The 26,888-nt window shown below is 69.4% G+C and carries 23 protein-coding genes; 1 reads left to right on the top strand and 22 read right to left on the bottom strand.

Annotation, left to right across the window (positions count from 1 at the left end; all coding sequences use genetic code 11):
- Window positions 1-64 precede the first annotated feature (64 nt).
- The 3 genes from metE to hflX form a co-directional block, all read right to left on the bottom strand.
- Complete coding sequence (gene metE / locus H521_RS0112805) at window positions 65-2,410, bottom strand: 5-methyltetrahydropteroyltriglutamate--homocysteine S-methyltransferase (protein ID WP_022893424.1); 2,346 nt, start codon at window positions 2,408-2,410, stop codon at window positions 65-67.
- Entirely contained in the window at window positions 2,407-3,390 is a 984-nt protein-coding gene (locus tag H521_RS23205) for a methylenetetrahydrofolate reductase (RefSeq protein ID WP_022893425.1), read from the bottom strand. The genes metE and H521_RS23205 overlap by 4 nt, the downstream gene beginning before the upstream one ends.
- 208 nt (window positions 3,391-3,598) lie before the next feature.
- A complete protein-coding gene (gene hflX, locus H521_RS0112815; protein WP_022893426.1) occupies window positions 3,599-5,128 on the bottom strand; it encodes a GTPase HflX in 1,530 nt (509 codons plus the stop codon).
- Between the two features lie 42 nt (window positions 5,129-5,170).
- Here hflX and H521_RS0112820 point away from each other — a divergent pair, with 42 nt between their 5' ends.
- Window positions 5,171-5,785, top strand: coding sequence for a class I SAM-dependent methyltransferase (locus H521_RS0112820; RefSeq protein WP_022893427.1), 615 nt, complete (start codon window positions 5,171-5,173; stop codon window positions 5,783-5,785).
- Between the two features lie 36 nt (window positions 5,786-5,821).
- Here the strand turns inward: H521_RS0112820 and dapF are convergent, their stop codons facing one another.
- The 19 genes from dapF to H521_RS0112915 form a co-directional block, all read right to left on the bottom strand.
- Window positions 5,822-6,703 carry a diaminopimelate epimerase gene (gene dapF / locus H521_RS0112825; protein WP_022893428.1) on the bottom strand — a complete coding sequence of 294 codons (882 nt, stop codon included), beginning with the start codon at window positions 6,701-6,703 and terminating at the stop codon, window positions 5,822-5,824.
- Between the two features lie 4 nt (window positions 6,704-6,707).
- Window positions 6,708-7,628 (bottom strand): tRNA (adenosine(37)-N6)-dimethylallyltransferase MiaA, encoded by a 921-nt coding sequence (gene miaA / locus H521_RS0112830; RefSeq protein ID WP_022893429.1) that lies wholly within the window; start codon window positions 7,626-7,628, stop codon window positions 6,708-6,710.
- A gap of 1 nt (window position 7,629) precedes the next feature.
- Window positions 7,630-9,207: a tRNA (N6-isopentenyl adenosine(37)-C2)-methylthiotransferase MiaB gene (gene miaB / locus H521_RS0112835; RefSeq protein WP_040424683.1), complete on the bottom strand. Its 1,578-nt coding sequence runs from the start codon at window positions 9,205-9,207 to the stop codon at window positions 7,630-7,632.
- Window positions 9,208-9,252: 45 nt separating this feature from the next.
- Window positions 9,253-9,903, bottom strand: coding sequence for a regulatory protein RecX (locus H521_RS25085; protein ID WP_022893431.1), 651 nt, complete (start codon window positions 9,901-9,903; stop codon window positions 9,253-9,255).
- A 74-nt stretch (window positions 9,904-9,977) separates the two neighbouring features.
- Window positions 9,978-11,045: a recombinase RecA gene (recA, locus tag H521_RS0112845; RefSeq protein WP_022893432.1), complete on the bottom strand. Its 1,068-nt coding sequence runs from the start codon at window positions 11,043-11,045 to the stop codon at window positions 9,978-9,980.
- Window positions 11,046-11,339: 294 nt separating this feature from the next.
- A complete protein-coding gene (locus H521_RS0112850) occupies window positions 11,340-11,585 on the bottom strand; it encodes a DUF3046 domain-containing protein (RefSeq protein WP_022893433.1) in 246 nt (81 codons plus the stop codon).
- 67 nt (window positions 11,586-11,652) lie between these two features.
- Window positions 11,653-11,961, bottom strand: coding sequence for a helix-turn-helix domain-containing protein (locus tag H521_RS0112855; protein WP_022893434.1), 309 nt, complete (start codon window positions 11,959-11,961; stop codon window positions 11,653-11,655).
- 218 nt (window positions 11,962-12,179) lie between these two features.
- The gene (locus H521_RS0112860) at window positions 12,180-12,680 is read right to left on the bottom strand and encodes a CinA family protein (protein ID WP_022893435.1); all 501 of its coding nucleotides are present in this window, start codon (window positions 12,678-12,680) and stop codon (window positions 12,180-12,182) included.
- 13 nt (window positions 12,681-12,693) lie between these two features.
- Window positions 12,694-13,296 carry a CDP-diacylglycerol--glycerol-3-phosphate 3-phosphatidyltransferase gene (gene pgsA / locus H521_RS23215; RefSeq protein ID WP_022893436.1) on the bottom strand — a complete coding sequence of 201 codons (603 nt, stop codon included), beginning with the start codon at window positions 13,294-13,296 and terminating at the stop codon, window positions 12,694-12,696.
- Window positions 13,297-13,334: 38 nt separating this feature from the next.
- Window positions 13,335-16,250 carry a DNA translocase FtsK gene (locus tag H521_RS0112870; RefSeq protein WP_022893437.1) on the bottom strand — a complete coding sequence of 972 codons (2,916 nt, stop codon included), beginning with the start codon at window positions 16,248-16,250 and terminating at the stop codon, window positions 13,335-13,337.
- Between the two features lie 89 nt (window positions 16,251-16,339).
- Window positions 16,340-16,828, bottom strand: coding sequence for a GNAT family N-acetyltransferase (locus tag H521_RS0112875; protein WP_022893438.1), 489 nt, complete (start codon window positions 16,826-16,828; stop codon window positions 16,340-16,342).
- A gap of 50 nt (window positions 16,829-16,878) precedes the next feature.
- On the bottom strand, window positions 16,879-18,120 hold the full coding sequence (locus H521_RS0112880; protein ID WP_022893439.1) for an ABC transporter permease: 1,242 nt from the start codon (window positions 18,118-18,120) through the stop codon (window positions 16,879-16,881).
- Window positions 18,117-18,920 carry an ABC transporter ATP-binding protein gene (locus H521_RS0112885; protein WP_022893440.1) on the bottom strand — a complete coding sequence of 268 codons (804 nt, stop codon included), beginning with the start codon at window positions 18,918-18,920 and terminating at the stop codon, window positions 18,117-18,119. The genes H521_RS0112880 and H521_RS0112885 overlap by 4 nt, the downstream gene beginning before the upstream one ends.
- Complete coding sequence (locus tag H521_RS0112890) at window positions 18,917-19,999, bottom strand: efflux RND transporter periplasmic adaptor subunit (RefSeq protein ID WP_022893441.1); 1,083 nt, start codon at window positions 19,997-19,999, stop codon at window positions 18,917-18,919. The genes H521_RS0112885 and H521_RS0112890 overlap by 4 nt, the downstream gene beginning before the upstream one ends.
- Window positions 20,000-20,213: 214 nt before the next feature.
- Window positions 20,214-21,890 carry a ribonuclease J gene (locus H521_RS0112895; protein ID WP_022893442.1) on the bottom strand — a complete coding sequence of 559 codons (1,677 nt, stop codon included), beginning with the start codon at window positions 21,888-21,890 and terminating at the stop codon, window positions 20,214-20,216.
- A gap of 89 nt (window positions 21,891-21,979) precedes the next feature.
- Window positions 21,980-22,954 (bottom strand): 4-hydroxy-tetrahydrodipicolinate synthase, encoded by a 975-nt coding sequence (dapA, locus tag H521_RS0112900; RefSeq protein WP_022893443.1) that lies wholly within the window; start codon window positions 22,952-22,954, stop codon window positions 21,980-21,982.
- 58 nt (window positions 22,955-23,012) lie between these two features.
- Complete coding sequence (locus H521_RS0112905) at window positions 23,013-25,190, bottom strand: cell wall-binding repeat-containing protein (protein ID WP_156891431.1); 2,178 nt, start codon at window positions 25,188-25,190, stop codon at window positions 23,013-23,015.
- Window positions 25,191-25,401: 211 nt separating this feature from the next.
- The gene (locus H521_RS0112910) at window positions 25,402-26,007 is read right to left on the bottom strand and encodes a dihydrofolate reductase (RefSeq protein WP_022893445.1); all 606 of its coding nucleotides are present in this window, start codon (window positions 26,005-26,007) and stop codon (window positions 25,402-25,404) included.
- Entirely contained in the window at window positions 26,004-26,813 is an 810-nt protein-coding gene (locus tag H521_RS0112915) for a thymidylate synthase (RefSeq protein WP_022893446.1), read from the bottom strand. Before H521_RS0112915 ends, H521_RS0112910 begins: the two co-directional genes overlap by 4 nt.
- Between the last annotated feature and the right edge of the window lie 75 nt (window positions 26,814-26,888).

A 26,888-nucleotide genomic window follows, 5' to 3' on the forward strand; every position in this document is an offset into this window, starting at 1 on the left:
TCAGACCTACCCTGCGAGCATCAGAGCGCGAGTTGTGCACACAGGGACACCCGCTCGGTCAGACCTACCCTGCGAGCACCGGTGCGTCGAGCTGTGCACGCACGGCGCGCGTCGCCTCGACGATGTGCCGCAGCGACTCGACCGTCTCGTCGTAGCCGCGGGTCTTCAGCCCGCAGTCGGGGTTCACCCAGAGCCGGGCCGACGGGATCGCCGCAGCGGCGCGCTCCAGCAGCGTCTGCACTTCATCGGTGCTCGGAACGCGCGGCGAGTGGATGTCGTAGACACCCGGGCCGATGCCGTGGTCGAAGCCGCTCGTCTCGAGATCGTCGACGACCTCCATGCGGCTGCGGGCCGCCTCGATCGAGGTCACGTCGGCGTCGAGGTTCTTGATCGCGTCGATCACGACGCCGAACTCCGAGTAGCAGAGGTGCGTGTGCACCTGAGTCGCCGGTGTCGCCCCACCGGTCGCGAGGCGGAACGAGCCGACCGACCAGTCGAGGTAGGCGGGCTGCGCCGCGAGCTTGAGCGGCAGCAGCTCGCGGAGTGCCGGCTCGTCGACCTGGATGACGCGGATGCCGGCCGCCTCGAGGTCGGTGATCTCGTCGCGCAGCGCGAGGGCCACCTGCCGTGCGGTGTCGCCGAGCGGCTGGTCGTCGCGGACGAACGACCACGCGAGGATGGTGACCGGCCCGGTGAGCATGCCCTTCATGGGCTTCTCGGTGATCGACTGTGCGAAGGCCGACCATTCGACGGTCATCGGTCGCGGACGCGACACGTCGCCCCACAGGATCGACGGGCGCGTGCACCGCGATCCGTAGGACTGCACCCAACCGTGCTGGGTGACCGCGAAGCCGTCGAGCAGCTCGGCGAAGTACTGCACCATGTCATTGCGCTCGGGCTCGCCGTGCACCAGCACGTCGAGGCCGAGCTCCTCCTGCAGTTCGACGACCCGGGCGATCTCCTCGCGCATGAGTCTCGTGTAGTCCTCGCTCGTCAGCGAGCCGTTCACGAGACGCGCCCGGGCCCGGCGGATCTCGCTCGTCTGCGGGAAGGAGCCGATGGTCGTCGTCGGGAGGGCGGGCAGGTCGAGCACGGCCTGCGCTGCGACGCGCTCGTCGTAGTCGGCCCGGGTGAAGTCCTGCTCACCAAGAGCGGCGAGCCGCTCGCGCACCGAGGGCACGCGAACGCCGGGTGCGTCGTTGCGGTCGGCGAGGGCAGCGGATGCCGCGGCGAGCTCGCCCTCGATCGCTGCGCGCCCCTCGACGAGCCCGCGGGCGAGCACGGCGACCTGGCCGACCTTCTGGTCGGCGAAGGCGAGCCAGCTCACGAGTCGCGCGTCGAGGGCGGTCTCGTCGTCGACGTCGTGCGGCACGTGCAGCAGCGACGTCGAGGTGGCGACCGCGACCGACGCTGAGAGCCGCTGCACGGCCTCGACCTGCTCGAAGGCGGCATCGAGGTCGCCGCGCCAGATGTTGTGGCCGTCGATGACGCCGGCCACCAGGGTCTTCGACGCGAGCGACTCGGCGGTCGCGGCATCGATGCCCTCGGGCAGCGCGCCGCGCACGAGGTCGAGCGAGATCGCGTCGACTGGCGTCGCCGCGAGAGCCGGCAGGGCGTCGTCGAGCGATCCGTAGGGCGCCGCGACGAAGATCGCGGGGCGTGCCTCGATCGCGCCGAGCGCGTCATAGGCGACGCCGACGGATTCGATCACCCGGCCGCGGGCGACGTCGATGCTCTCGCTGACGAGGGCGGGCTCGTCGAGCTGCACCCACTCGGCGCCGGCCGCGGCGAGCTGCTCGAGCAGCTCGACGTAGACGGGCACGAGGTCGGCGAGCCGGTCGATCGGCTCGAAGCCGGCCGGGGCGCCATCGGCCGCCTTCGCGAGCAGCAGGAACGTGACGGGGCCGACGATGACGGGGCGCGTCAGGAAGCCGGCGGCCTTCGCCTCGGCGAATTCGGCGAGGATGCGCTCGGCATGCAGCGAGAACGCGGTGTCGGGCGCGATCTCGGGCACGAGGTAGTGGTAATTCGAGTCGAACCACTTCGTCATCTCGAGCGGCGCGTCATCGCCGGCGCCGCGCGCGATCGTGAAGTAGCCGCCGAGGTCGACGCCGCCACGCTCATCGGTGAGCCCGGCGAACCGAGTGGGCACGGCGCCGACGGTGATCGCGGCATCGAGCACCTGGTCGTAGTACGAGAACGACTCCGGAATGGCCGAGTCGGTGCGCCCGAGCCCGAGGGCCGCGAGTCGCTCGCGGGTCACGGAGCGGAGCCGCGCGGCCTCCTGCTCGAGTTCGTCGGCGGTGAGCGATCCGGCCCAGAACGACTCGACGGCGCGCTTGAGCTCGCGTCGTCGCCCGATGCGGGGGTAGCCGAGGATCGTGCCGTCGGGGAAGGCGGAGGTGGTCATCGTGTGGTGTTCCTTTCATGGGCGAGCCGGTCGGCACGGATCCCGAGCCGGTCGACGACGTCGAGCACGGCTTCATGGCGGTTGAAGGTGTACAGGTGGAGTCCGGGAGCGCCGCCGGCGAGCACGTCGGCGGCGAGCCGGGTTGCGAAGGCGACGCCGAGTTCGATCTGCGCCGCGGCATCCGGTTCGATCTCGAGGTTGATCGAGAGTTCGGCGGGCGGTTCGACGCCGGTCAGCTCGGTCAGTCGCGCCAGGCGCGCGGGCGTCGTGACGGGCATGATGCCGGGCAGGATCGGGATGGTGACCCCGCCGGCGCGTGCGCGTTCGACGAAGCCGAGGTAGTCGTCGGCCCGCCAGAAGAGCTGCGTGATCGCGAGGTTCGCCCCGGCGATCTCCTTCGCGAGCAGGGTGTCGATGTCTTGACCGACGCCGCGCGAGCGCGGGTGCCCGGTCGGGAACGCCGCGACGGCCACTCGCTCCGGGCGCGGACGTTCGCGAATGCGCGAGGCGCCAGGGTTGCCGGGCACGCGCACCTGCTCGAACGGCTCGCGCTCCTCCTGCACCCGGTGGATCAGCTGCACGAGCTCGGCGGCGCTGCCGAGGTCGCCGATGCCGGCGTCGGGGTCGGCATCGGCCGGTGGATCGCCGCGCAGAGCGAGGAAGCTCGTGATGCCGGCGTCGAGGAACTCGCGCACGAGCCGATTGGCCTCGACGTGCGAGGAGCCGACGCACGTGAGGTGCGCCATGGGCTCGGCCCTGGTGTGCTCGAGCATGTAGCGGAGCACGGTCAGGGAGCGCTGACGCGAGCTGCCCCCGGCACCGAAGGTCACCGAGATGAAGGCCGGGTCGACCTCGGCGAGGCGATCGATCGTACGACCGAGGGCGATCGCGGCTGCGTCGGTGCGCGGCGGGAACAGCTCGAAGGAGACCGGCACGAACGACGGACAGTCGCCCGGCGGGTCGGAGGCGGTCGCGGCCATGGTGCTCCTGCGTGGCAAGCGGCAACGGCGGAGACACGGCAAGCCGCGCTCCCCCGGCCGGAACGGCGGGTGGGTCTCGCGGGCGGGTGCCGGGCTCGGCGGTCGCTCCAGGTGATCGGCGTGGGCCGATCACTGATCGATCAGGAGCGACGATACGCCGCATCGGCGGCGTCGGTGCGTGTATGACGCGAGGTGACGGCGGCGCGGCTCAGGCGCCGGTATCGGCGGCCACGAAATCGGCCAGCTGACCCGCGAGCTCGGGCGACGCCAGTGCGCGCACGCGGGTACCGGCCTCGGCGTACTCGATCGAGAGCACGCGGCCGGTCTCGTGCAAGGTCGAGACGATGTCGCCGCGGTCGTAGGGCACGAGCAGGTCGATCTCGACGGCCGGGTCGGGCATCATGCGCGAGATCGCCTCGAGCACCTCGGGGATTCCCTCGCCCGTGCGCGCCGAGGCGAAGATCGCCGAGGGCGCGAGGCCGCGGAGCACGAGCCGCTCTTCGGCAGTCACGAGGTCGGCCTTGTTGAAGACGATGAGCTCGGGGATGTCGCGGGCGCCGACCTCGCCGATGACGTCGCGCACCGTGGCGATCTGCCCGGCGGGATCGGGGTGCGCGGCGTCGACGACGTGCACGATCAGGTCGGAGTCGCCGACCTCTTCGAGCGTCGACCTGAAGGCCTCGACGAGCTGGTGCGGAAGGTTGCGCACGAATCCGACGGTGTCGGCGATCGTGTAGACGCGGCCGTCGGCGGTGGTGTTGCGGCGCACGGTCGCGTCGAGCGTCGCGAACAACGCGTTCTCGACGAGCACGCCGGCGCCCGTGATGCGGTTCAGGATGCTCGACTTGCCGGCGTTCGTGTACCCGGCGATCGCGACGGATGGCACGGCGTTGCGCTTGCGATTGGCGCGCTTGGCCTCACGGGCCGGCTTCATGCCCGCGATCTGCTTGCGCAGCCTCGCCATGCGCGAGTGGATGCGCCGGCGGTCGAGTTCGATCTTCGTCTCACCCGGACCGCGCGAACCCATGCCCGCACCGGCGCCGCCGACCTGGCCACCGGCCTGGCGCGACATCGACTCGCCCCAGCCGCGCAGGCGGGGCAGCAGGTACTCGAGCTGCGCGAGCTCCACCTGGGCCTTGCCCTCGCGGCTCTTGGCGTGCTGGCTGAAGATGTCGAGGATCACGGCGGTGCGGTCGATGACCTTCACCTTGATCGCATCTTCGAGTGCACGGCGCTGGCTCGGTGCGAGCTCGGTGTCAGCGACGACGGTGTCGGCGCCGAGCGAGGAGACGATGTGGCGCAGCTCCTCGACCTTGCCGCGCCCGAGGTAGGTGCTGGGGTCGGGGTTCGGCCGGCGCTGCAGCACACCGTCGAGCACTCGGGCACCCGCCGTCTCGGCGAGGGCGGCGAGTTCGCGCATCGAGTTCTCGGCCTCGTCTTGCGAGCCCTGCGAGTACACGCCGATGAGCACGACGTTCTCGAGACGCAGCTGCCGGTACTCGACCTCGGTGACGTCTTCGAGCTCGGTCGAGAGGCCGGCGACGCGGCGCAGGCCGGCCCGCGCCTCGCGATCGTATTGCTCGCCGTCGGTGTCGGAACCGTCGCCGAAGGCCGCGGTGGGCGTCATCAGCGCCTCGGCGTCGGCGGAACCGAACCGGGTCACGCCCGCCCTGGTCTCCGCGCCCCTGAGCACACGCTCGACCGCGTCGTCTGCAGAGTTCTGTTCGCCGTCGTTCATCGTGTTAACCCTAGTTCCCGTGGCTGCGATAGGTTCCCCTGTATGGCCTCCGACCACTATTTCTCCTCTCGACCGGGCGGCGAGGCCACTCTCCGCACCATCACCGCCCGGCTGGCGGGGCGTGAACTCACGCTCTCGACCGCCGGCGGGGTCTTCAGCCCCGAGCATCTCGACGCCGGCACGCGCATCCTGCTCGATCGAGCGCCCGCGCCGCCGGCCACCGGCGAGCTGCTCGATCTCGGCACCGGATGGGGTCCGATCGCGATCTCGCTGGCCTTGCGGGCACCGGATGCCACGGTGTGGGCGGTCGACGTCAACGAGCGCGCCCTCGACCTGGTTCGTCGCAACACGGCTCGCCTCGGCATCACCAACGTCAACGCGGTGTTGCCCGACGACGTTCCCGCCGACGTGCGATTCGCCGGAATCTGGTCGAACCCGCCGATCCGCGTCGGCAAGGCCGAGCTGCATGCCATGCTCGAGCGCTGGCTCCCCCGGCTCGACGACGACGCCAGCGCATGGCTCGTCGTGGCGAAACACCTGGGCGCCGAGTCCCTGCAGCGCTGGATCGGCGAGGAACTCGGGCTCGAGATCGACCGGGCGGCGCAGGAGAAGGGCTTCCGGGTGCTCGAGGTGAGCGCCGCGGAATCCGCTCGCTGACGAAACGGCACGCCGGCCGGCGCAGGCCGAACCGATTCAGGCGAGGCTGAGCACGCCGTCGAACACGAGTTCGGCCGGCCCCGACAGGGCCACGTGCTCACCGTCGTCGGCCTGGAACATGCGCACGCCGAGCACGCCGCCGGGCACTTGCACGCGCCACGTGTCGGGCGCCGCCTCGCCGGCCCAGTAGCGCACCGCGAGCGCCGAGGCCACGGCACCGGTGCCGCACGAGAGCGTCTCGCCCGAGCCGCGTTCGTGCACTCGCATGCGGATGCGCCCGACCCCGCCTTCGACGAGCGGCTCGGCAGGAACCACGAACTCGACGTTCGCGCCCGCCTCTGGGGCGGGCTCGATCACGGGTTGGTACGCGAGGTCGAGTGCATCGAGCTCTTCGTCGTCGGCGAGGGCGACCACGATGTGCGGATTGCCGACGTCGATGCCGAGGCCGGGCCTCGCGACAGGCAGGCTCTTGCCCCGCACGACCGGTTCGCCGCCGCTGAGGCGCCACAGTCCAAGATCTGCTTCGAAGCCCGTCGCCGTGCGACGCACCGTGCGTACGCCGGCGCGCGTGCCGATCGCGATCGATCCATCTGCCGGGATCTCGGCGAGACCCTGGTCGAGCAGGTAGCTCGTGAACACCCGGATGCCGTTGCCGCACATCTCGGACACCGTTCCGTCGGCGTTCCAGTAGTCCATGAACCACACGGCATCGGGATTCTGGGCGAGAACCGCTGCGCCGTCGTCGAGGTTCGCCGAGCGCACGGCGCGGATCACGCCGTCGCCGCCCACGCCGAAGCGGCGATCGCACACCGCGGCGATCTGCGTCGGAGTCAGAGCCGACTCGCCCTCGGGGTCGCTGAAGAGCACGAAATCGTTGCCAGTGCCCTGGCCCTTGGTGAACCGCAGATCGAACGCCATCGGATCAGTCTATGGCCGCGAGCCGGGCCAGTTCCGTGGCACGGGCGGCTGCGTCATCGGCGTCGATCATGACGGCGTGCCGATATCGCTTGAACCAGCTCACCTGACGTCGAGCGTAGGTACGGGTGAGCTGCTGCGTCTCGGCGATGGCGTCGGCGCTCGAAAGTCGCCCGCTGAGCTCGCCGAGCGCTTGGGCGTAGCCGATGGCCCTGCCGGCGGTCACGCCACGCTCGATGCCCCGTGGAATCAGCCCGCGCACCTCGTCGACGAGCCCCTCGCGCCACATCGCCTCGACGCGCGCGTCGAGCCGCTCGACGAGCGTCGCCCGCTCGCTGCGCAGGTGCACCGTGTGGTGCGGCCGCCAGGCCACGGGCTCGTCGGGAAGGCGGGCCGCCTTCGGCTCTCCGGTCACCTCGATGACCTCGAGTGCACGAACGAGCCGGCGCCCGTTCTGCGCATCGACGCTCGCAGCGGTGACGGCGTCGAGCTCTCGCAGGCGCGCGTGCAGCAAGCCGGGCCCCTGCTCGGCCAGCTCGGCCTCGAGACGGGCGCGCACCGCGGCATCGGTGCCCGGAAACCGGAAGTCGTGGATGACCGAGGAGACGTAGAGACCGGATCCGCCGACGAGCAGCGGCACTGCGCCGCGCCCGAGCACCTCGTCGACGGCCGAGCGCGCCGCAGTCTGATAGGCGGCGACGGATGCCTCGTCGACGACGTCGAGCACATCGAGCTGGTGGTGCGGCACGCCACGTCGCTCACCGACCGGGAGCTTCGCCGTGCCGATGTCCATGCCGCGGTAGAGCTGCATCGCGTCGGCGTTGACGACCTCGGCGGCCCGGCCCGCTCGCGCAAGCCCTTCAGCGAGGTCGAGAGCGAACGCGGACTTGCCGGTGCCGGTCGCCCCGACGATCGCGATGAGGCTCACGTCAGCGCTGGGCGTCGGTGGGGTCGTAGATCGGCATCGTGCCGACGCCGGGGGCGACGAGAGGCTCGGTGCCGCGCGTGCGCAGCACCGGGAGGCCGAGCGAGACCCGCCCCGCAGCGGACGCACCGGGAGCCGCCGGCACTGCGCAGCTCTCGGCCTGTGCGCGATCCCACGCATCGCCCGCGCGGGTGCGTCGAATGCGGAGTGGTGAGTCGTCGACCGCGTCGGCGATCAGGTGGAAGGGCGCGGCCTGGGTGACGGTCACGGAGACGACGTCGCCGGGCCGGGGAAGCTGCGACCCGGCCGGCGCCTCGAAGTGCACCAGCCGGCTGTCTTCGGCGCGCCCGCTCAGTCGGTGCGTCTCTGCGTCTTTGCGGCCGTCGCTCGTGGAGACGAGCACCTCGACCGGGTGGCCGATGAGGCGCTGGTTCTCTTCCAGGGAGATGTGCTCCTGCAGTGCGATGAGCCGCTCGTAGCGCTCTTGCACGACCTCTTTCGGCACCTGGTCCTCCATGGTCGCCGCCGGCGTGCCGGGTCGGATGGAGTACTGGAACGTGAATGCCGAGGCGAATCGTGCGGCCTCGACGACGCGCAGGGTCTCTTGGAAGTCGGCCTCGGTCTCGCCGGGGAAGCCGACGATGATGTCGGTGGAGATCGCGGCGTCGGGGATGCGTGCCCGCACGCGGTCGAGGATGCCGAGGAACTTCTCTGAACGGTAGGAGCGGCGCATCGCCTTGAGGATGCGGTCGGAGCCTGATTGCAGCGGCATGTGCAACTGCGGCATCACGCTCGGCGTCTCGGCCATGGCATCGATGACATCGTCGGTGAAGGCCGCGGGGTGCGGACTGGTGAACCTGATGCGTTCGAGGCCGTCGATCTGGCCGGCGGCCCGAAGCAGCTTGCCGAAGGCCCGCCGATCACCGAACTCGACGCCGTAGGAGTTGACGTTCTGCCCGAGGAGGGTGATCTCGACGACTCCGTCGTCGACGAGCGTCTGGATCTCGGCGAGCACGTCGCCCGGGCGGCGATCTTTCTCTTTGCCGCGGAGCGCCGGGACGATGCAGAACGTGCAGGTGTTGTTGCAGCCCACCGAGATCGACACCCAGCCGCTGGAGACCGAATCGCGCTTGGTCGGCAGGGTCGACGGGAACACCTCGAGGGCGTCGAGGATCTCGAGTTGCGCCTCGTCGTTGTGGCGCGCGCGCTCGAGCAGGCTCGGGAGCGAGCCCATGTTGTGCGTGCCGAAGACGACGTCGACCCACGGCGCCTTCTCGAGGATGACGTTCTTGTCTTTCTGGGCGAGACAACCGCCGACGGCGATCTGCATGCCCGCATGACGCCGCTTGACCGACGCGAGGTGGCCGAGGTTGCCGTAGAGCTTGTTATCGGCGTTCTCGCGCACGGCGCACGTGTTGATCACCACGATGTCGGCCTCGGCCCCGTCGGCGGGAACATAGCCCGCTGCCTCGAGTGAGCCCGAGAGACGCTCGGAATCGTGCACGTTCATCTGGCACCCGAAGGTGCGGACCTCGTACGTGCGCGGCGTCATTGCCGCTTCGGCGAGCTGGTCGCGGGGCATCTCGTGAAGGGAGACGTCGTGAATGGTGCTCATGATCGCACCAGTTTACGAGCGATCAGCTGCGAGTGCCGCCGACACCGCCTCGCGCACGACGTCGCCGGGGTATCCCCGTCGCTGCAGGAAGGCCGAGAGGCGTCGTTCCGCCGTCTGGCGGTCGAGACCCCTGAGCTGTCGAGCGCGGCGTTCGGCGACGGTGCGCGCGTTCTCGAGCTCGGTCTCGGGATCGAGGTCTTCGACGGCTGCTCGGGCGAGCGAGTTGTCGACACCGCGACGGCCGAGCTCCTGCAAGATGGCCCCGCTGCCGCGACCGCGGCGCACACCGTGGCTGTGCACGACCTGCTCGGCGAGCCGAGCGTCGTCGAGGTAACCGAGCCGCTCATAACGCTCGAGCCATTCTTCGACCTCGATGTCATCGAGGCCGTGCTCGACGAGCACTGCCCGCACCTCGGACACCGAGAGCGCCGATCGACGAAGCCTCGACACGACGAGCCGGTCGACGCGCGCATCGCGCTCGGCACCCGTCTCGTCTGAACCCGATGCCTCGTGGTCGGGCACCTCTTGGATCGGCGACTCGCGAACTCGCGCCTCACGAACCCGCTCCTCACGAACCGGGGTCTCACGACTCCGCGCTGTCGGCTCCTTCGCCCAGGGCAGATAGGTGACCGGGGCGAGCCGCTCGGATGATTCGTCGCTCATTGCTGGCTCCCCCCGGTCTTCCTCATCTTCGATGGGTCAGGTTTCGATCGCTCGGATAGCGAGGTTTCGATGCGTCAGGCGCCCTTGCGCCCGAGCTTCGGCTCGATGGACTCGACGTTCGACGGTGCGGCCGCCGTGCCTGCCGGCTGCCCGACGCCGAGCTTGACGAGGATCTTCTGCTCGATATCGGCGGCGATGTCGGGGTTCTGCAGCAAGAAGTTGCGGGCGTTCTCTTTGCCCTGGCCCAACTGATCGCCGTCGTAGGTGTACCACGCGCCCGACTTCTTGACGATCGCTTGGTCGACGCCGAAGTCGATCAGGCTACCCTCGCGCGAGATGCCGGTGCCGTACAGGATGTCGAACTCCGCCTGCTTGAACGGCGGCGCCATCTTGTTCTTCACGACCTTGACCCGAGTGCGGTTACCCACCGCCTCCGTGCCGTCTTTCATCGTCTCGATACGACGGATGTCGAGTCGTACCGACGCGTAGAACTTCAGCGCCTTGCCACCGGCGGTCGTCTCGGGGCTGCCGAAGAAGACGCCGATCTTCTCGCGCAACTGGTTGATGAAGATCATGGTCGTGTTGGTCTGGCTGAGACCACCGGTGAGCTTGCGGAGCGCCTGCGACATGAGGCGCGCCTGCAGACCCACGTGCGAGTCACCCATCTCGCCCTCGATCTCAGCGCGGGGCACGAGCGCCGCGACGGAGTCGATGACGATGAGGTCGATCGAGCCCGAGCGCACGAGCATGTCGGCGATCTCGAGCGCCTGCTCACCCGTGTCGGGCTGGGAGACGAGGAGCGCATCGATGTCGACGCCGAGCTTCTTCGCGTATTCGGGGTCGAGCGCGTGCTCTGCGTCGATGAATGCCGCGATGCCGCCGGCCTTCTGAGCGTTGGCGATGGCGTGCAGCGTCAGCGTGGTCTTGCCGGAGGACTCGGGGCCGTAGATCTCGACGATGCGGCCCCGCGGGATGCCCCCGATGCCGAGCGCGATGTCGAGGGCGATCGAACCGGTGGGGATGACCTCGACGGGAGCGCGATCTTCGCTCCCGAGGCGCATGACCGAGCCCTTGCCGAACTGGCGATCGATCTGCGCGAGTGCTGTCTCAAGCGATTTCTCGCGGTCTGCTGGTGATGCCATGGTGGGCTCCTTCGATGCTCGATTGCTGCTGCCTCTAGGCTGTCGTTCCACGTTGCGGGCCCCAATGGATTGGTGCTGACCCGCGGCGTCTCGCGACAAGGCGTTTGCGGTGTGTTCCGACGCATCGACCGTATGACCGGCCACCGACATCCGACGCCAGACTCGACGAGGATGTGGACGGATGCGCTGTTGCTCCTGCTGTTGAGGAGCCTAGCGCAGTCTCCGAACACACCTTCGAAGAAACACCCGCGTGTCGAACATGCCTTCGGTTGCGGTATCGAGCAGACCGAACGCTCAGATGCCCCGCGGCGGGCGGGACTCCCCCGGTATCGGGCGTCCGGCTCCGTGCCGACGCTCTTCGGGCACATCGGTCGCCTCGCAGAGGGCGAACCACACCTCTCGCGGCCTCGCGCCGGCAGCCAGGGCCTCACGCGCGGTGCGGCCGCCGAGGGAGGTGAGCACGAGGTCGTTCACGATCACACCGCCGTACCCCGCGCCGAACTCGTCGGCGACGGCGGTCTGGAACTCGCTCAGCTTCACCGGTGCCTCTCGAAAAGACGATCGGCCGGTCCGAGGACCGGCCGATCTGCGTTGCGTATGGGAGTGGTCAGCGGACCATCATGTCGGCGTCGAACTCGGCGACGAGCTCGTCGGGCAGGCTGTCGGGCACCACTGAGAGGCCCTCGAGCACTGCGATGCGATCGCCGACCTCGTGCATGATCACCGAGATGGGCGTGTCGAGTGCGTCGGCGACGGAAGCGAGGATCTCGGAGGAAGCCTCTTTCTGACCGCGCTCCACCTCGCTCAGGTAGCCGAGCGCGACGCTCGCCTTGGACGCGACCTGGCGAAGGGTGCGGCCCTTCTGCAGGCGGAAGTCCCTCAGCACATCGCCGATCTCCTGTCGAACCAGGACCATCGGGAACCTCCTTCTCTCTGCCTGCGACTCCGCTGGAGTCGGAAACGGGAGCGTCAGTCTACCCGACTCTCCGTGGCTTCCAATCTAGCGTTGCACACTGGGGCTTTCGTGTGAACCTGCCACATGTAACAGGGTGTTCACGATGACTATTCCGCCGTGCGCATTGGGATTTCGATGAACTCGACGAGCGGTCGATGACGGTCGCCGGCAGCCCGGCATCAGTCGCGGGCCAGTCGTTCGAGCACGGCATCGAGCGCGGCCAGCACCGACGCGGCCCTGATCTCGCCCCTCGTGCCCTGCAATTCGAGCGACACGACCTCGATCTCGCCCTCGAACGCGACGCCGACATACGCGGTTCCGGGTGGCTCGCCGTCTTGCCAGGTGGGGCCGGCGACGCCGGTCGTCGCGATGCCGAGATCGGCCGCGCGGCCGTCGACGGCGAGCACGCGGCGCACGCCATCGGCCATCTGCCGGGCGACCTCGGGATGCACCGCACCCTCGCGAGCGAGCAACTCGGCCGAGACGCCGAGCACCGATCGCTTCACCGCGGTGTCGTATGCCACGACACCGCCGTTCACGACGACGGATGCCCCTGGCACGCTCGTGAGCTCGGCGACGACGAGTCCGCCGGTCAGCGACTCGGCCACGGCGACGCGCAGGCCCCGGTTCGTGAGTTCGGCGACGAGGCGTTCGGCCAGGTCGGCTGCGGCACGAGGCATCCGCCCGCCTCGCTCAGCTCGCCTCGCGCGTGGCACGCGCGAGGCGAATGGCGTCGCGCACGTAGAGCAGCCCCGACCAGAGTGTCAGCACGACGGCAGCCGTCATGAGCACGCCGTTCACCCAGTGCACCCACTCGCCGAGGACGAGCCACAAGGGAGCGAGTGCGAACGAGATCGCGACCGACTGCACGACCGTCTTGAGCTTGCCGCCGGACGACGCCGGCACGACATTGCCACGACGCAGTTCGACGAGTCGCCAGACGGTGATGCCGACCTCGCGCGCCACGATGATCGCGGTGACCCACCACGGCAGTTCGCCGAGGATCGAGAGGCACACGAGGGCGCCGCTCGTGAGCAGCTTGTCGGCGATCGGATCGAGGATCTTGCCGAGATCGGTGACGAGCCCACGGGATCGAGCGATGTGCCCGTCGATGCCGTCGGTGGCGATGGCCAGGATGAAGAGCACCGCCGCAGCCCACCGCAGCCAGCCGTCGGCGCCCGCGTCGGCCAGCAGCATCCAGAAGAGCACCGGTGCGGCGAGGATGCGCACGACCGTGATCGCGTTCGGAAGGTTCCAGTTCGCCGATCGCGCGGGGCTGCCGGCGGAAGAGGTCATGACCTCAGACTACCGGGCACGGACGGCCGCTTCGCGATTCAGTCGCGGCCCGTGAGACCCCACGCGTCTTCGTCGGAGTCGGACTCCGCCTCGACCTCGGGCAGTCCCTCGCTCGCCCGGCCGACGGGGTCGTCGTATCGCGCGTCTGGCGCGTCGTAGGCCTCGGTCGATGCCAGGCCGTCGCCGAGCGGGCCGCTCTGGGCTGACGGCGCGGATGCTGCGGGAGCTGCTGCACGAGGTGCAGGGGCGCCGGCGGGCTCCTCGCCGCGCAGTCGCGCGAGCACGCCGGCCAGCTGCTCGGCGGTCACGAGCACGTCGCGCGCCTTCGACCCCTCTGACGGGCCGACGATCTCGCGCGACTCGAGCAGGTCCATGAGACGGCCGGCCTTCGCGAAGCCGACGCGCAGCTTGCGCTGCAGCATCGACGTCGAACCGAACTGCGTCGACACCACGAGCTCGGCGGCCGCGAGCAGCAGTTCGAGGTCGTCGCCGATGTCGGAGTCGATCTCTTTGCGCTCGACGGATGCCGCGACATCCTGCCGGTACTCGGGTCGTGCCTGCCGCGTGACGTGCTTGACGACCTTCTCGATCTCGGCCTCGGTGACCCATGCGCCCTGCACGCGGATCGACTTGGAGGCGCCCATCGGCAGGAACAGCGCGTCGCCCTGGCCGATGAGCTTGTCGGCGCCGGGCTGGTCGAGGATGACGCGCGAGTCGGTGACACTCGTCACCGCGAAGGCGAGCCGTGACGGCACGTTGGCCTTGATGAGGCCCGTCACGACGTCGACCGACGGCCGCTGGGTTGCGAGCACGAGGTGGATTCCAGAGGCGCGCGCGAGCTGGGTGATGCGCACGATCGAGTCTTCGACGTCGCGCGGGGCGACCATCATGAGGTCGGCGAGCTCGTCGACCACGACGAGCAGGTACGGGTAGGGCTTGAGTTTGCGCTCGGAACCGGCGGGCAGCACGATCTCGCCGCCAACGACGGCCTTGTTGAAGTCGTCGATGTGGCGGAAGCCGAACGACGCGAGGTCGTCGTACCGCATGTCCATCTCCTTCACGACCCAGGAGAGCGCCTCGGCGGCCTTCTTCGGGTTCGTGATGATGGGGGTGATGAGGTGCGGCACGCCCGCATACGGCGCGAGCTCGACGCGCTTGGGGTCGATGAGCACCATGCGCACGTCTGAGGGCTTCGCTCGCATGAGGAGCGAAGTGATCATCGAGTTGACGAAGCTCGACTTGCCAGAGCCGGTCGAGCCGGCCACGAGCAGGTGGGGCATCTTCGCGAGGTTCGCGACGACGTAGCCGCCGCCGACGTCTTTGCCGACGCCGATCGTCATAGGGTGCTTCGCGTTGACCGCCGCGGTCGAGCGCAGCACGTCGCCGAGGGTCACCGTCTCGCGGTCGGCGTTCGGGATCTCGACTCCGATCGCGCTCTTGCCGGGAATCGGCGAGAGGATGCGCACCTCGTTGGAGGCGACGGAATAGGCGAGGTTCTTCGAGAGCGCGGTGACGCGCTCGACCTTCACGCCCGGGCCGAGCTCGATCTCGTACTGCGTGACCGTCGGCCCGCGCGAGAATCCGGTGACCTTCGCGTCGACGCCGAATTGGTCGAGCACCGCGGTGATCTGTCGCACGACGTCGTCGTTCGCCTGCGAACGGGTCTTCGGCGGCGGTCCGGCGGCGAGGCTCGATGCGGCCGGCAGGTTGTAGGGCCGGTCGGGCTCGGATGCCGCCTCGGCCTCGAACTCGGACGGCTCCGCCGCAGCGGGCGACACGTCGGCGGGGCCGGCGTCGTCGAAGACGGCCAGCACGTTCGTCGCGCCCGCGTCGTCGCCGCGCAGCGAGGTGCCACCGCGCGGCACGTCGCCCGTGAACTGCTGCAGTGCGGACTCGGCGCGCGCGAGGTCGCCGAGCACCTCGGTGTTGTAGCTCGGCTCGCCGACGCCCTCGAGCGGCGTCTCGAAGCTGCCGGCCGCAGAGCCCGGGCCGAAGACCTCGGTGAGTCCCTCGACGCCGGGAGCGGCGAACGCCGGGTCTTCTTCGCGGTTCGAGTCGTTGCGCCGCCACCACGGCACGAGGCCGCCGCGGGCGGGCTCGTCATCGCCGTCGGCCGCCCCCTCGAGCGCATCGATGCCGTCGAGCTCGGTCTGCGCCGTCTTCTTGCGATCGCGCTTCGCCTGCTTGGGACCGACCTCGGTGACGGGCTCGTCGTGCGTTGCACCGAAGAGCCACTCGTACAGCTCGCGGAAGCGAGCCGGAATGCGGTTCGGCGGTGTCTTGGTGATGATGAGCAACGACAGCAAGAGCAGCACGATCACGACGGCGGACGCGCCGGCCTGGGTGATCAGTGCCGTCAGCGGAGCGGCGACCATCCAGCCGAGGATGCCGCCGGCGCGCGCGAGCACCGCCATGCCCTCGCGCGGCTCGGGCTGGCCGCCGAAGAGATGGCAGAGCGCCGAGACCGTCAGGAGCAGGAGACCCAGGCCGATGCCGATGCGGGTGTTGTCGTGCACCGAGCTCGGGTGGCGGAACAGCCACACGGCGAACAGCAGCATCACGACGGGCAGCGCGAACGCCACGCGACCGAACAGGCCGCCGAAGGTCCACGAGTCGAAGGCCTGCGCGATCGGGTCGTTGATGAAGAACCACTCGACGACGGCGCCGACGATGGCGAGCACGACGATGAAGAAGGGAAGCCCGTCGCGGCGCTCTTCTTTCGAGAGCGTCTCGGGCCCGAGCGCACGGGCTGCACCGCCGATCACGTGCGCCATGCCCATCCACGCGCGCACGAGGAGGTTCGGCCCATCAGGGGTCGCCGGGGGCTTCTTCGATGCGGCGGCACGGGTGCTCGCAGCGGGCAGCTTCTTCGTGGGCGCCGTGCGGGCACTCGAAGCACGCGATGGCGTGCCAGCGGCACGACCGTTCGACCTGGTGCTCGTAGCCATGCCCATAAGGCTACGGCCGCGCGCCCACACCGGGCGTCAGCCCGACGCGAGTGTTGACGATCCGTCGCGGCATCCGCTCGCCCGATCGCCGTGCGTCAGCGCAGCGACCGCACCATCGTGTCGCGGCCCGCATGCGTCTCGACGACCGTGAAGCCCTCGGAGCGATACAGCGTCTCGGCGAAGTTCCCGTGCTCGACGCTCAGCGTGAGCCGCGAGAACCCGGCGGTGCGTGCGGTGTCGGCGAGGGCCTGCATGAGCGCCCGGCCCACGCCCTGCGCGCGCCAGAGCGGCGTCACGCCGATGATCACCTCCGGCACGCCGACGGCGACGAAGCCGTGCGCGGCACCGGCCGCGAAGAGTCGGTACCACGCGGCGCCCACTGCCCGCCCGCCGTCGTCGACCGCGATGACACCGCGATCGGCGGGGCGCTGCCACCCCGCGACGTACCCGCGGCAGACGGGGTCGGAGAGCACCGTGGGTCTCGGCCGGATGCCTCCCGACCGCCAGTTCGCCGCCTCGACCACCATGTCGGCGAGGAACGAGCCGTCATTCGGGAGGGCCGGCCGCACGCTGAATGCCGCCATGTGCCGGAGGCTACGCTCGCCGTGTTTCCGCGATGTTTCGTGTGACGGGGTCAGAAGCGGATGGCGTCGATGACCTTCACCCGCACCGCTCCGAGCGCCGGAAGCAACCCGGCGAGGGCCCCAACCGCGACCGCCGACCCGATGCCGATGAGCGCGGCCTCGACCGGGAACCCGGGCATGTCCTGGATCTCGGCCCCACCGAGGAGCATGCCCATGAGCGGGCTCCGCACGAGGGCGATCGCGACGCCGACGCCGACGACGCCCGCCACGAACGTGCCGACGACGGTCTCCATGAGCACCGAGAAGAACACCCGGCCCGCCGTGGCGCCGAAGGAGCGCCGCACGCCGATCTCGCGGATGCGACCGCGCACCGTCACGAGGGCGATCGTCAGCAGTCCGAGCGCCCCGAGCAGCAGGATCACGACCGCCACGCCCACCACCAGCAGCTTGATCGGCAGGAACGGGTCTCCCTCCTGCGCGGCGTAGTCGCTGCGCCATCCGTCGACCGTCGCCCCCTCGCCCAACTCCGCCTTGAAGGCCTGCTTCACCGATTCCGTGAGCTCGACGGCCGAGCCATCGGGAATCCACATCTCGTATGACGGTGAGTACGCGCCCATCATCGGATCGGTCGTGGCGGACTGCAGGGGCACGAACGCATCGGTCAGGATCATGGCGGTCGGCTCGGTGTCCCACTCGCTCTGCGCGGGGGTCACGCCCGTGATCACGCCCGTGGTCGTGCCCCGACCGACGAGTTCGACCGTGGGGTGGCTCGCGAGCGGCGGGCTGCCGAGGCGAGTCCAGAACGCCTCGTTGACGATCACGGCGGGAGCCAGCCGATCTGCGTCGCGCTCCGAGAACCACGCCCCGTCCATGAGACGCACGCGGTGCATGACCCCGTAGTCGGGATCGACGACCTGCATCGACACGGGCACCGCGCCATCGGCGAACTGCACCGTGAGACTGCCCCAGCCCGAACGGCTCGCGTATTCGATGCCATGCCGGTCGAGGGCGGTCTGCCACGCGGTGGCGGCGGCCTCGGTGTCGACCGCGCCGCTGCCGGTGCTCGCGTTGAACGACACGGTCGCCGGGCGGCCGCCGAACCGCTCCTGCATCTCGCGACCCGCCTGCTCGGCGATCGCGCCGGCCCCGACGACCGTCGCGAGCGCGCAGACGGCGATCGCGACGCCGATGAGCGAGAGCAGCACGCGGCCTCGGTGGATGCGCAGCTCTTCCAGGGCTTCGACGACGGTGCTCACCATGCCGGTCGCCGTGCGGGCCGGCCAGCCGCTCATGCGACCGCCTCGACGTCGGCATCGGCTTCGGCTATGGCTATGGCTTCGGCATCGGCATCGGCATCGGGTGTCGCCGGCGGGTGCAACGACCCGACCGGTGCGGATGCGTCAGCAGCGGCATCCGTCGCCTGCAACCGGCCGCTCACGAGCCGGAGGTGCCGATTCGAGCGCGCGGCGATCGCGGGGTCGTGCGTGATCGTGACGAGCGCTGCGCCGGTCTCTGCGGCGACCGATTCGATGAGCGCCATCACCTCGGCGCCGGTCTCGAGGTCGAGTGCACCCGTCGGCTCGTCGGCCAGGATGAGCCGCGGGCGCCGCACGAGCGCACGGGCGATGGCGACACGCTGCTGCTCGCCGCCCGAGAGCCGCTCGGGCTTGGTCGTGAGTCGCTCGCCGAGTCCCACGCGCTCGAGCATCTCGCGGGCGATGCGCTCGCGCCGCCAGAACTCGCGGCCGCCCGAGTACAGCAGGGGTGTCTGCACGTTCTCGAGGGCCGTGCGCCCCGGCAACAGGTTGAACTGCTGGAACACGAACCCGACCTCACGCCCGCGCAGGCGGTCTCGAGCACCGCTGCCGATGCGACGCACATCGTGACCGAGGAACGCCAGCTCACCCTCGGTCGGTGCGTCGAGCAGGCCGAGCAGGTTCAGGAGCGTCGACTTGCCCGAGCCCGAACGCCCGACGATCGACACCCGGTCGCTCTCGGACACCGTGAGGTCGACGCTCGACAGGATCGTCAGCGGCCGGCCGTCGGGCAGTTCGACGGTGCGACCGACACCGTGCGCCTCGATGAGGGTCATTGGGTGACGGTTCCGCACATCATCGCGCCGTCGGGGGTCTGCACGCAGCCCTCCGCGCCGCTCTCGCCAGGCGCGCCCGGCACGAACTGCAGCACCTGATCGCCCTCGGCGAGCCCATCGACGACCTCGACCCGGGTACCGTCGCTGAGCCCGAGGCGCACGGCCTGCTCGGCACGTTCACCGTCGGGCGTGATGACCCACACCTTGCCGGTCTCGGCGCCGCCCTCGACCGCGGTGATCGGCACGACGAGCACGTCGGCCGCGCTGCCGGCGGAGATCTTGACCTGTGCCGAGAGGCCGGGGAAGACGCGGACATCGCCCGGCACTGCGCAGCGCACGGTCGTGCCGCCGGATGCCTCGCCGCCGCTGCCGCCACTCGGTGCACCCGGCGCGCCGGGCGCCCCTGCGGCCCCGCCTGCGGGGCTGCCACCCGCGCCCGAGAGCGGCGTGGAGATCACGAGACCACCGCAGGTGAACGGCGCCGGGCCGCCCGCGATCGTCACGAGCGCCTCGGTCGGCGCGCTCGTCAGCCGGTACTGCTGCTCGGGGCTGAGCGTCGCGGTGACGTTGAAGCTCGGCGGGGCGACCTGCCCGGTGACGTCACCCGTTGCGACCGGCTGCCCGGCGATGACGTCGAGCGACGAGAGCACGCCGGCCGTGGGCGCCAGCACCTTCTCGAAGTGGAATGTGGTTCGCGGCATCGTCGTCATCGGCAGCCCATCGGGGCCCGTCGACTCGACCGGCTCGGGCTGGTCCTCGACCTTGATGTCGAAGAGCTTCTGCCCCGCCGTCACCTGCTGCCCCGCCGCGACGAAGATCTCGTCGATCTTGCCCGTGCCCGTCGCCTTCACGGGAGCAGAGGCATCCGCGTTGACGGTGCCGGTGAGCACGACGTCGTTGGCGATCGATCCGCGTTCGACGGCGACCTGCGGCTCGACGACGGTGCCGGTCGGCGAGATCGACTCGGCGTCGGCGTCTGCCCGATCGGGGAAGAACGCGAGCTTCGCGAGTGCGATCGCGATCACCGCCACCAGCACGACTCGAACGATCGGGAAGATCCACTTGCGCCAGACGCCCACGGCACTCCTTACACGAGGTCGCCCGGCGCGGAGGCCGCCGGGCATCCTCACCACCCTAGGGACTCGGGACGGGCCGCGGAATCCGTCTCAGGGTGGATTCGGGGACATCCCCGAGCGTGCGTGGCGCGACGGCGCGCCAACGACACGACGCGACGCGCGGCCCTTCGGTCGCGCGTCGCGTCGTGTCGTCCGGTTCGCTCGGTGCCGGTGCTGCTTACGCCTCGATGATGAGCGGCACGAGCATCGGCCGACGACGCAAGCGCCGGTTCACCCAGCCGCCGAGTACTCGGCGCACGACCTGCGAGAGCGCGTGCGCGTCGTGCACGCCGCTCTGCGAAGCCTCGGCGAGGGCCGCGATGATCTTCGGCTTGACGTCATCGAAGACGGATGCGTCTTCGGCGAAGCCCCGCGCATGGATCTCGGGGCCCGTGATGACCCGGCCGGTCGTCGAATCGACGACGACGATGACCGAGATGAAGCCCTCTTCGGCGAGGATGCGGCGATCTTTCAGATCGGCGTCGGTGATCTCGCCGACGGTCGAACCGTCGACGTAGACGAAGCCGAGGTCGAGCTGGCCGGCGACCTTCAGCACGCCGTCGCGCAGGTCGTAGACCGACCCGTTCTCGCCGATGAAGGTGTTCTTCGCGGGAATGCCCGTGTCTTGCGCGAGCTTCGCGTTCGCGAAGAGGTGACGGTACTCGCCGTGGATCGGCAGCACGTTCTTCGGCTTCAGGATGTTGTAGCAGTAGAGCAGCTCGCCGGCCGCCGCGTGACCCGAGACGTGCACCTTGGCATTGGCCTTGTGCACGACGTTCGCGCCGAGCTTCGTCAGCCCGTCGATCACGCGGTAGACGGCGTTCTCGTTGCCCGGGATGAGGCTCGAGGCGAGGATCACCGTGTCGCCGTCGCCGATCTCGATCTGGTGATCGCGGTTGGCCATGCGCGAGAGCACGGCCATCGGCTCGCCCTGCGAACCCGTCGACATGTAGACGATCTGGTCGTCGGGGATGTCGCCGGCCTTCTTGTAGTCGATGAGCACGCCCTCTGGCACCTTGAGGTAGCCGAGCTCGGCGGCGATCGTCATGTTGCGCACCATGCTGCGGCCGAGGAGCGCGACCCGGCGGTGGTTCGCCCACGCGGCGTCGAGCACCTGCTGCACGCGGTGCACGTGGCTCGAGAAGCTCGCGACGATGACCCGGCGGGGGGCACGGTTGATGACCTCGTCGAGCACGGGACCGATCGATCGCTCGAGCGGCGTGAAGCCCGGGACATCGGCATTCGTGGAGTCGACCATGAAGACGTCGACGCCCTCTTCACCGAGTCGCGCGAACTCGCGCAGGTCGGTCAGGCGGCCGTCGAGCGGCAGCTGATCCATCTTGAAGTCGCCGGTCGCGAGCACGGTGCCGCCGTCGGTCCTGATCGCCACGGCGAGGGCGTCGGGGATCGAGTGGTTGACGGCGATGAACTCGAGCCGGAACGGGCCGATCTGCTCGTGCCCGCCCTCTTTCACCGTGAGCGTGTAGGGCTTGATGCGGTGCTCTTTGAGCTTCGCCTCGATGAGCGCGAGCGTGAGCTGCGAGCCGATCAGCGGGATGTCGCCCCGCAGGCGCAACAGGTACGGCACGGCGCCGATGTGGTCTTCGTGGCCGTGCGTGAGCACGACGCCGACGATGTCGTCGATGCGGTCCTTCAGGAATCCGAAGTCGGGCAGGATCAGGTCGACCCCGGGCTGGTGCTCTTCGGGGAACAGCACGCCGCAGTCGACGATGAGGATCTTGCCGTCGATCTCGTAGCTGGTCATGTTGCGGCCGATCTCCCCCAGGCCGCCGATGGGGATGATGCGGAGCGTTCCGGCTTCGAGCGGTGCGGGATCGATGACGACGTCGGGCATGGGCCCTCCTTCTGTTGCGGTGTTCAGTTCGGTGCGGCCATTCAGGACCGCGGATGTCTCATGGAGCGAGCGAGCTCGCGAGTGCGCGTCTAGCGCGTGGTGCCCGCCACCTTCGGCAGTGCTCCGCCGGCGGCGGCGTTGCGGTCGGGGCGGAAGTTGTGGAAATCGGCGCCGGGGATGCCCGTGACGAGGTCGATCTCGTCTTCGATGAGGGCGGCCTCCCACTCTTCAGGGCCGACGAGGGGCAGGCGCACTCGGGGGCTGCCGATGCGGCCGAGGCCGTGCAGGATGTACTTCGCGGCGACCGTGCCCGGCACGTGCGTCATCACGGCGCGCACGAGCGGCTCGAGCTGCTGGTGCGCGGCGGTCGCCGTCGCGAGGTCGCCGGCGTTGACCGCGTCGATCATCTGGCGGTAGGGCGCCGGCGCGATGTTCGCGGTGATGCCGATGAGCCCGGTCGCGCCGATCGAGAGGTGCGGGAGCACGTTCGCGTCGTCACCCGAGAAGTAGAGCAGGTCGGTCTGGTTCAGCACCCGGCTGACCTCGGAGAAGTCGCCCTTCGCGTCTTTGACCGCGAGGATGTTCGGGTGTTTGGCGAGCCGGAGGATCGTCTCGTACTTGATCGGCACGCCGGTGCGCCCGGGGATGTCGTAGAGGATGACTGGAAGGTCGGTCGCGTCGGCGACCATGCGGAAGTGCGTGAGGATGCCGGCCTGGGTCGGCTTGTTGTAGTACGGCGTGACGATCATGATGCCGTCGGCGCCGGCCTGCTCGCTGTGCTTGTAGAGCTCGATCGCGTGCGCCGTCTCGTTCGAGCCGCCGCCCGTGATGATCTTCGCGCGGCCCGCGGCGACGTCTTTGCCGACCTCGACGAGCTTGATCTTCTCGGGGTCGGTGAGGGTCGACGTCTCGCCCGTGGTGCCGGTGACCACGATGCCGTCGGCGCCGGAGGAGATGACATCGTCGATGTGCTTCTCGACCCCGGCCCAGTCGACTTCGCCGTCAGCCGTCATCGGCGTGACGAGCGCGACGAGCACTTGTCCGAAGGGATTCTCAGAAGTCACGCCCTCCAGCGTATCGGGTCCGCCGGAAGACGCGGTGCGCGCCGCTGACGCGACGGCATCAGCACATCGCGAGCTGCTCGACCGCCCGTCCGAGAGTGGGAACGCCGCCGAGGAGCGTCACTCCGGCAACCTGGTGTTCGAGCAACCCGAGCAGGGTTGGTGCCGGCACGCATTCGGGGCGGGCGAGATATAGAGGGGCACCCGCCGCGCTTGCGAGCGGCCCGCCAGCGAGGGCGTCCGCAAAGCCGAGACCGGTGGCCATATAGGCGGTGTCGCTCGCACCGAACACCTCGCTCGCGATCGATGCTGCGGTCTCGTACCGATCACGGCCCGCAAGGCGGGTGACATGGCCGTATCCGAGGGCCGCGGTGAGTCCCTCCTCGATCTCGGAGCCCACGACTGCGTCGCCGCCGACGATGTACACGTCGGTCACGCCGAGGTCGTCGAGCAGGGCGGTGGTGCCTTGATCGATCGCCGCCGAGCCGTTCACGAGCACCACCGGGGCAGCGAGAAGCCCAGCAGCGGGTCCCGCAGCCAGCGCATCGGGGTAGTCAGCTCCGGTGGCGATGACCGCGTATCTGCTCGTGCTGTCGTCGAAGGCGTCCCGGATGATCAGCTCGGCCGTTGCGTACCTCGATGCACCGCCGAGCCGCTCAATTGAGACCGATGCCCCGACAACCGCACGTAGGTCGTCGATGACGTCGTCGGATACGACGGAGGTGCCGCCGACGATGACGACCCGTTCGGGCTCGAGACGCCGGATCTCGTCGAGGACTGCCGCTGGCACAGCGTCCTTTCTCGTCATCAGAAGAACCCCGCCGTTGCGTGCGGCGGCCGGCCCCGCGGCCAGCGCATCGGGAAAGTTCATTCCGTCGGCCAAATACACGACGGGTGCATGCTGCCCGTTCGGTATGAGCGTCTTCGAGACGGAGACGGCAGTCTCGAACCGGTCGGCGCCTGCGATTCGGCTGATATCGAAGTACCTCGGCTCGAGGATGATCTCGCCGAGATCAATCCGCTCACCCGCCTTGACGACGACATCCGTCCGTTCATAGAAGTACCGGGCGCCTGCGTAGTACTCGGATCCCACTCCCGAATATGGATCCGCGGCGAACTGCACCGCATAGGTGCCCTCCCGCAACGGAGGCGAGCTGTAGGTTCCGTCATACGGACTGTTGCCGGCGTCGTGGGCCATGGAGTAGGTCCCGCTGTCCTCGTCCAACAACCACCACGACACACTGACGGAGTCGAGTGGCTGAGGCGGTCTCGTGGCATCGGCTTGATAGCGGACTTCGGCGTGGGCAAACGCCCACTCGTCCACTTCGGCGTCGACGCCACTCACGTGCTCCCCTCCGGCGATGGTGATGATCTCTGCACCCGAAATGAACTCTGCGTCATTCCAGTACTCAGGGAAGGCGCCCCCGAACGGAACGAACCTGAGCTTCACATCACCCTCGAGATTCGGAACCGTGTAGCTCCCATCCTCCTCGATCCAGACGCTCCAGCCAGTCCATCCCCACCCGAATTGGGATAGACGGTGAATCTCGACCTGCCCGTGCGCTGGGACGACGTCTCCGCGGGACCGCATGGTGACACGGCCGGAGATCGAGCCCAACGGCGTCAAATCGACGTCGAGGACGTTCGCACCTTCCGCGAGTTCGACCGACGGTTGGATGACGGTCTTCCAACCCGTTCCGCCCGTGAACGTCACCTTGCGCGCCCCTGGCGGTGTCGCCGCCGTCATATAGGAGCCGTCCGCGGCAGTCACGACCTTCGGAAGGGGGTTGAGGAACTGATCGAACTGAGACGGCAGTGCGACTTCGACCGCAACGCCCGCAAGCGAGCCGCCCCGTCCCGTGACGCGGCCGCTGAGTGTCGCCCCCTGTCCGAGCCGGACGTCGAGCCGAGTGGAAACTGCAGGCTCGACCAATGCCAGTTCACGGTCGGACGCAGAGTACGTATCGCCCCACCACTCGCTCAGCAGCCCGGATGGGCCCGTGTAGCGAAAGCTCACCGGATAGCTGCCCGCGGGGATGGGCAACTCGAACTGCCCCGTTCCCGGCTCGGCAATGGTCGATGCGACGATGTTGTTCCAGCGGGGGTCATGGACACTGATCTCGACGCGATCCTGCGGACCGAGCAGGGAACCGTCTGGGCCGGTGATCGTACCCACGAACGCACTGGCGGAGTCGACGGCCGCGGCGGGTGTCGCGATGCCGACGACCGACAGGACCACCGCGAAGAGGCTGGCGAGAACGTGCGCAGGGCGTGGGGAGTGCACGGGGGCCTCACAGAGGGTCAACAGGTTCGGGCCAGCAAAAGCTAGCACGACCGCATACGCAGGAGACCCGCGTCAGGCCCGGGTACAGGTCACGAACCGGTATCGGATTCCGTTGGCCGGCATGTGCCCATGGCGCGACCATGCCGCCGAGGGGCGCGTTGGACTGTCAGGGGCGCTCGTAGCGGCGGAAGCGGTAACCGACGCCCGTGCGGGAGACGTGGGCCGCGGGGCCGTCGGTCTCGACGAGCCGCCAGCTCATGTCGATCGAGGGGGCGTAGGCATCGCCCGGGATGTCGAGGTCGAGCTCGGTGACCTCGAGCCGATCGGCCCGGTCGATGAGCCGGGCGAAGAGCTCGCCGCCGCCGATCGCCCAGATCCACTCGGGGTCGGATGCCGCGGCCAGCGCCAGCCCGTCGTCGATCGAGCCGGCGCGCGTCGCGCCCTCGGCCGCCCACTCCTCATTACGGGTGACGACGATGTTCGCGCGGCCCGGCAGCGGGCGGAATCGCTCGGGCAGCGAGTCCCAGGTCTTGCGTCCCATCACGACGGGGCTGCCGAGCGTGATCTCTTTGAAGTGGGCCAGGTCTTCGGGCACGTGCCACGGCATTACGCCGCCGGCCCCGATCACGCCGCGGTACGCCTCGGCCCAGATCAGGCCGAGCTTCGGCTGGGCCTGCGCCGCGGGGCCCGAAGCCGCCGAGGCATCCGAAGCGGCCGAGGCCTTCGAGGCTCCAGCGGCATCCGGGAGCCTCGAGGCATCCGTTTCGCTCATACGGCGACGGCCGCGCGGATCGGAGGGTGGTGCTGGTAGCCCTCAACGACGAAGTCGCCGTACTCGTAGTCGAAGACCGAGTCGGGCGTGCGCGCGAGGCGCAGGGTCGGCGGCGCGAACGGCTCGCGCGAGAGCTGCTCGGTCACCTGCTCGACGTGGTTGTCGTAGATGTGGCAGTCGCCGCCGGTCCAGACGAAGTCGCCGACCTCGAGCCCGGTCTGCGCCGCGATCATGTGGGTGAGCAGCGCGTACGAGGCGATGTTGAACGGCACGCCGAGGAAGAGGTCGGCGCTGCGCTGGTAGAGCTGGCACGAGAGCTTGCCATCGGCCACGTAGAACTGGAAGAGCGCGTGGCACGGCGCGAGCGCCATCGAGGGGATGTCGGCGGGATTCCACGCCGAGACGATGAGCCGCCGCGAGTCGGGGTTGGTGCGGATCTGCTCGATGACGTCGGAGATCTGGTCGATCTGCTCGCCCGAGGGCGTCGGCCACGAGCGCCACTGCACCCCGTAGACGGGACCGAGCTCGCCCGAGGCATCCGCCCATTCGTCCCAGATGGTCACGCCGTGCTCGCGCAGCCAGCCGACGTTCGACGAGCCCTGCAGGAACCACAGCAGCTCGTAGGCGATCGACTTGAAGTGCACGCGCTTCGTCGTGACGAGCGGGAAACCCTCGGAGAGGTCGAACCGCAACTGACGACCGAACACGCTGCGCGTGCCGGTGCCCGTGCGATCGGTCTTGACGGTGCCGTTTTCGAGCACGTCGCGCAGCAGGTCTTCGTACGGAGTTGAGATCGTCTCGGCCATCCCCACAAGGCTAACCCGCACCGGCGACACTTCGGCGAAGGCGAGCGGATGCCGCGGCAGCCGCGTCATCGTCGG

Origin of the sequence: Agromyces subbeticus DSM 16689, assembly GCF_000421565.1 — a bacterium.
In the GTDB taxonomy this organism is placed as follows: Bacteria; Actinomycetota; Actinomycetes; order Actinomycetales; family Microbacteriaceae; genus Agromyces; species Agromyces subbeticus.

What these genes read in the sequence shown, in the direction of transcription:
- H521_RS0112915 (WP_022893446.1), bottom strand. Translation starts at nt 26,813, where the DNA reads ATGGCCGAGACGATCTCAACTCCGTACGAAGACCTGCTGCGCGACGTG.
- H521_RS0112870 (WP_022893437.1), bottom strand. Translation starts at nt 16,250, where the DNA reads ATGGGCATGGCTACGAGCACCAGGTCGAACGGTCGTGCCGCTGGCACG.
- H521_RS23205 (WP_022893425.1), bottom strand. Translation starts at nt 3,390, where the DNA reads ATGGCCGCGACCGCCTCCGACCCGCCGGGCGACTGTCCGTCGTTCGTG.
- H521_RS0112910 (WP_022893445.1), bottom strand. Translation starts at nt 26,007, where the DNA reads ATGAGCGAAACGGATGCCTCGAGGCTCCCGGATGCCGCTGGAGCCTCG.
- pgsA (WP_022893436.1), bottom strand. Translation starts at nt 13,296, where the DNA reads ATGACCTCTTCCGCCGGCAGCCCCGCGCGATCGGCGAACTGGAACCTT.
- metE (WP_022893424.1), bottom strand. Translation starts at nt 2,410, where the DNA reads ATGACCACCTCCGCCTTCCCCGACGGCACGATCCTCGGCTACCCCCGC.
- miaB (WP_040424683.1), bottom strand. Translation starts at nt 9,207, where the DNA reads ATGCCCCGCGACCAGCTCGCCGAAGCGGCAATGACGCCGCGCACGTAC.
- hflX (WP_022893426.1), bottom strand. Translation starts at nt 5,128, where the DNA reads ATGAACGACGGCGAACAGAACTCTGCAGACGACGCGGTCGAGCGTGTG.
- H521_RS0112855 (WP_022893434.1), bottom strand. Translation starts at nt 11,961, where the DNA reads ATGGTCCTGGTTCGACAGGAGATCGGCGATGTGCTGAGGGACTTCCGC.
- H521_RS0112860 (WP_022893435.1), bottom strand. Translation starts at nt 12,680, where the DNA reads ATGCCTCGTGCCGCAGCCGACCTGGCCGAACGCCTCGTCGCCGAACTC.
- dapF (WP_022893428.1), bottom strand. Translation starts at nt 6,703, where the DNA reads ATGGCGTTCGATCTGCGGTTCACCAAGGGCCAGGGCACTGGCAACGAT.
- H521_RS25085 (WP_022893431.1), bottom strand. Translation starts at nt 9,903, where the DNA reads ATGAGCGACGAATCATCCGAGCGGCTCGCCCCGGTCACCTATCTGCCC.
- H521_RS0112875 (WP_022893438.1), bottom strand. Translation starts at nt 16,828, where the DNA reads ATGGCGGCATTCAGCGTGCGGCCGGCCCTCCCGAATGACGGCTCGTTC.
- H521_RS0112820 (WP_022893427.1), top strand. Translation starts at nt 5,171, where the DNA reads ATGGCCTCCGACCACTATTTCTCCTCTCGACCGGGCGGCGAGGCCACT.
- H521_RS0112880 (WP_022893439.1), bottom strand. Translation starts at nt 18,120, where the DNA reads ATGAGCGGCTGGCCGGCCCGCACGGCGACCGGCATGGTGAGCACCGTC.
- H521_RS0112895 (WP_022893442.1), bottom strand. Translation starts at nt 21,890, where the DNA reads ATGCCCGACGTCGTCATCGATCCCGCACCGCTCGAAGCCGGAACGCTC.
- recA (WP_022893432.1), bottom strand. Translation starts at nt 11,045, where the DNA reads ATGGCATCACCAGCAGACCGCGAGAAATCGCTTGAGACAGCACTCGCG.
- H521_RS0112885 (WP_022893440.1), bottom strand. Translation starts at nt 18,920, where the DNA reads ATGACCCTCATCGAGGCGCACGGTGTCGGTCGCACCGTCGAACTGCCC.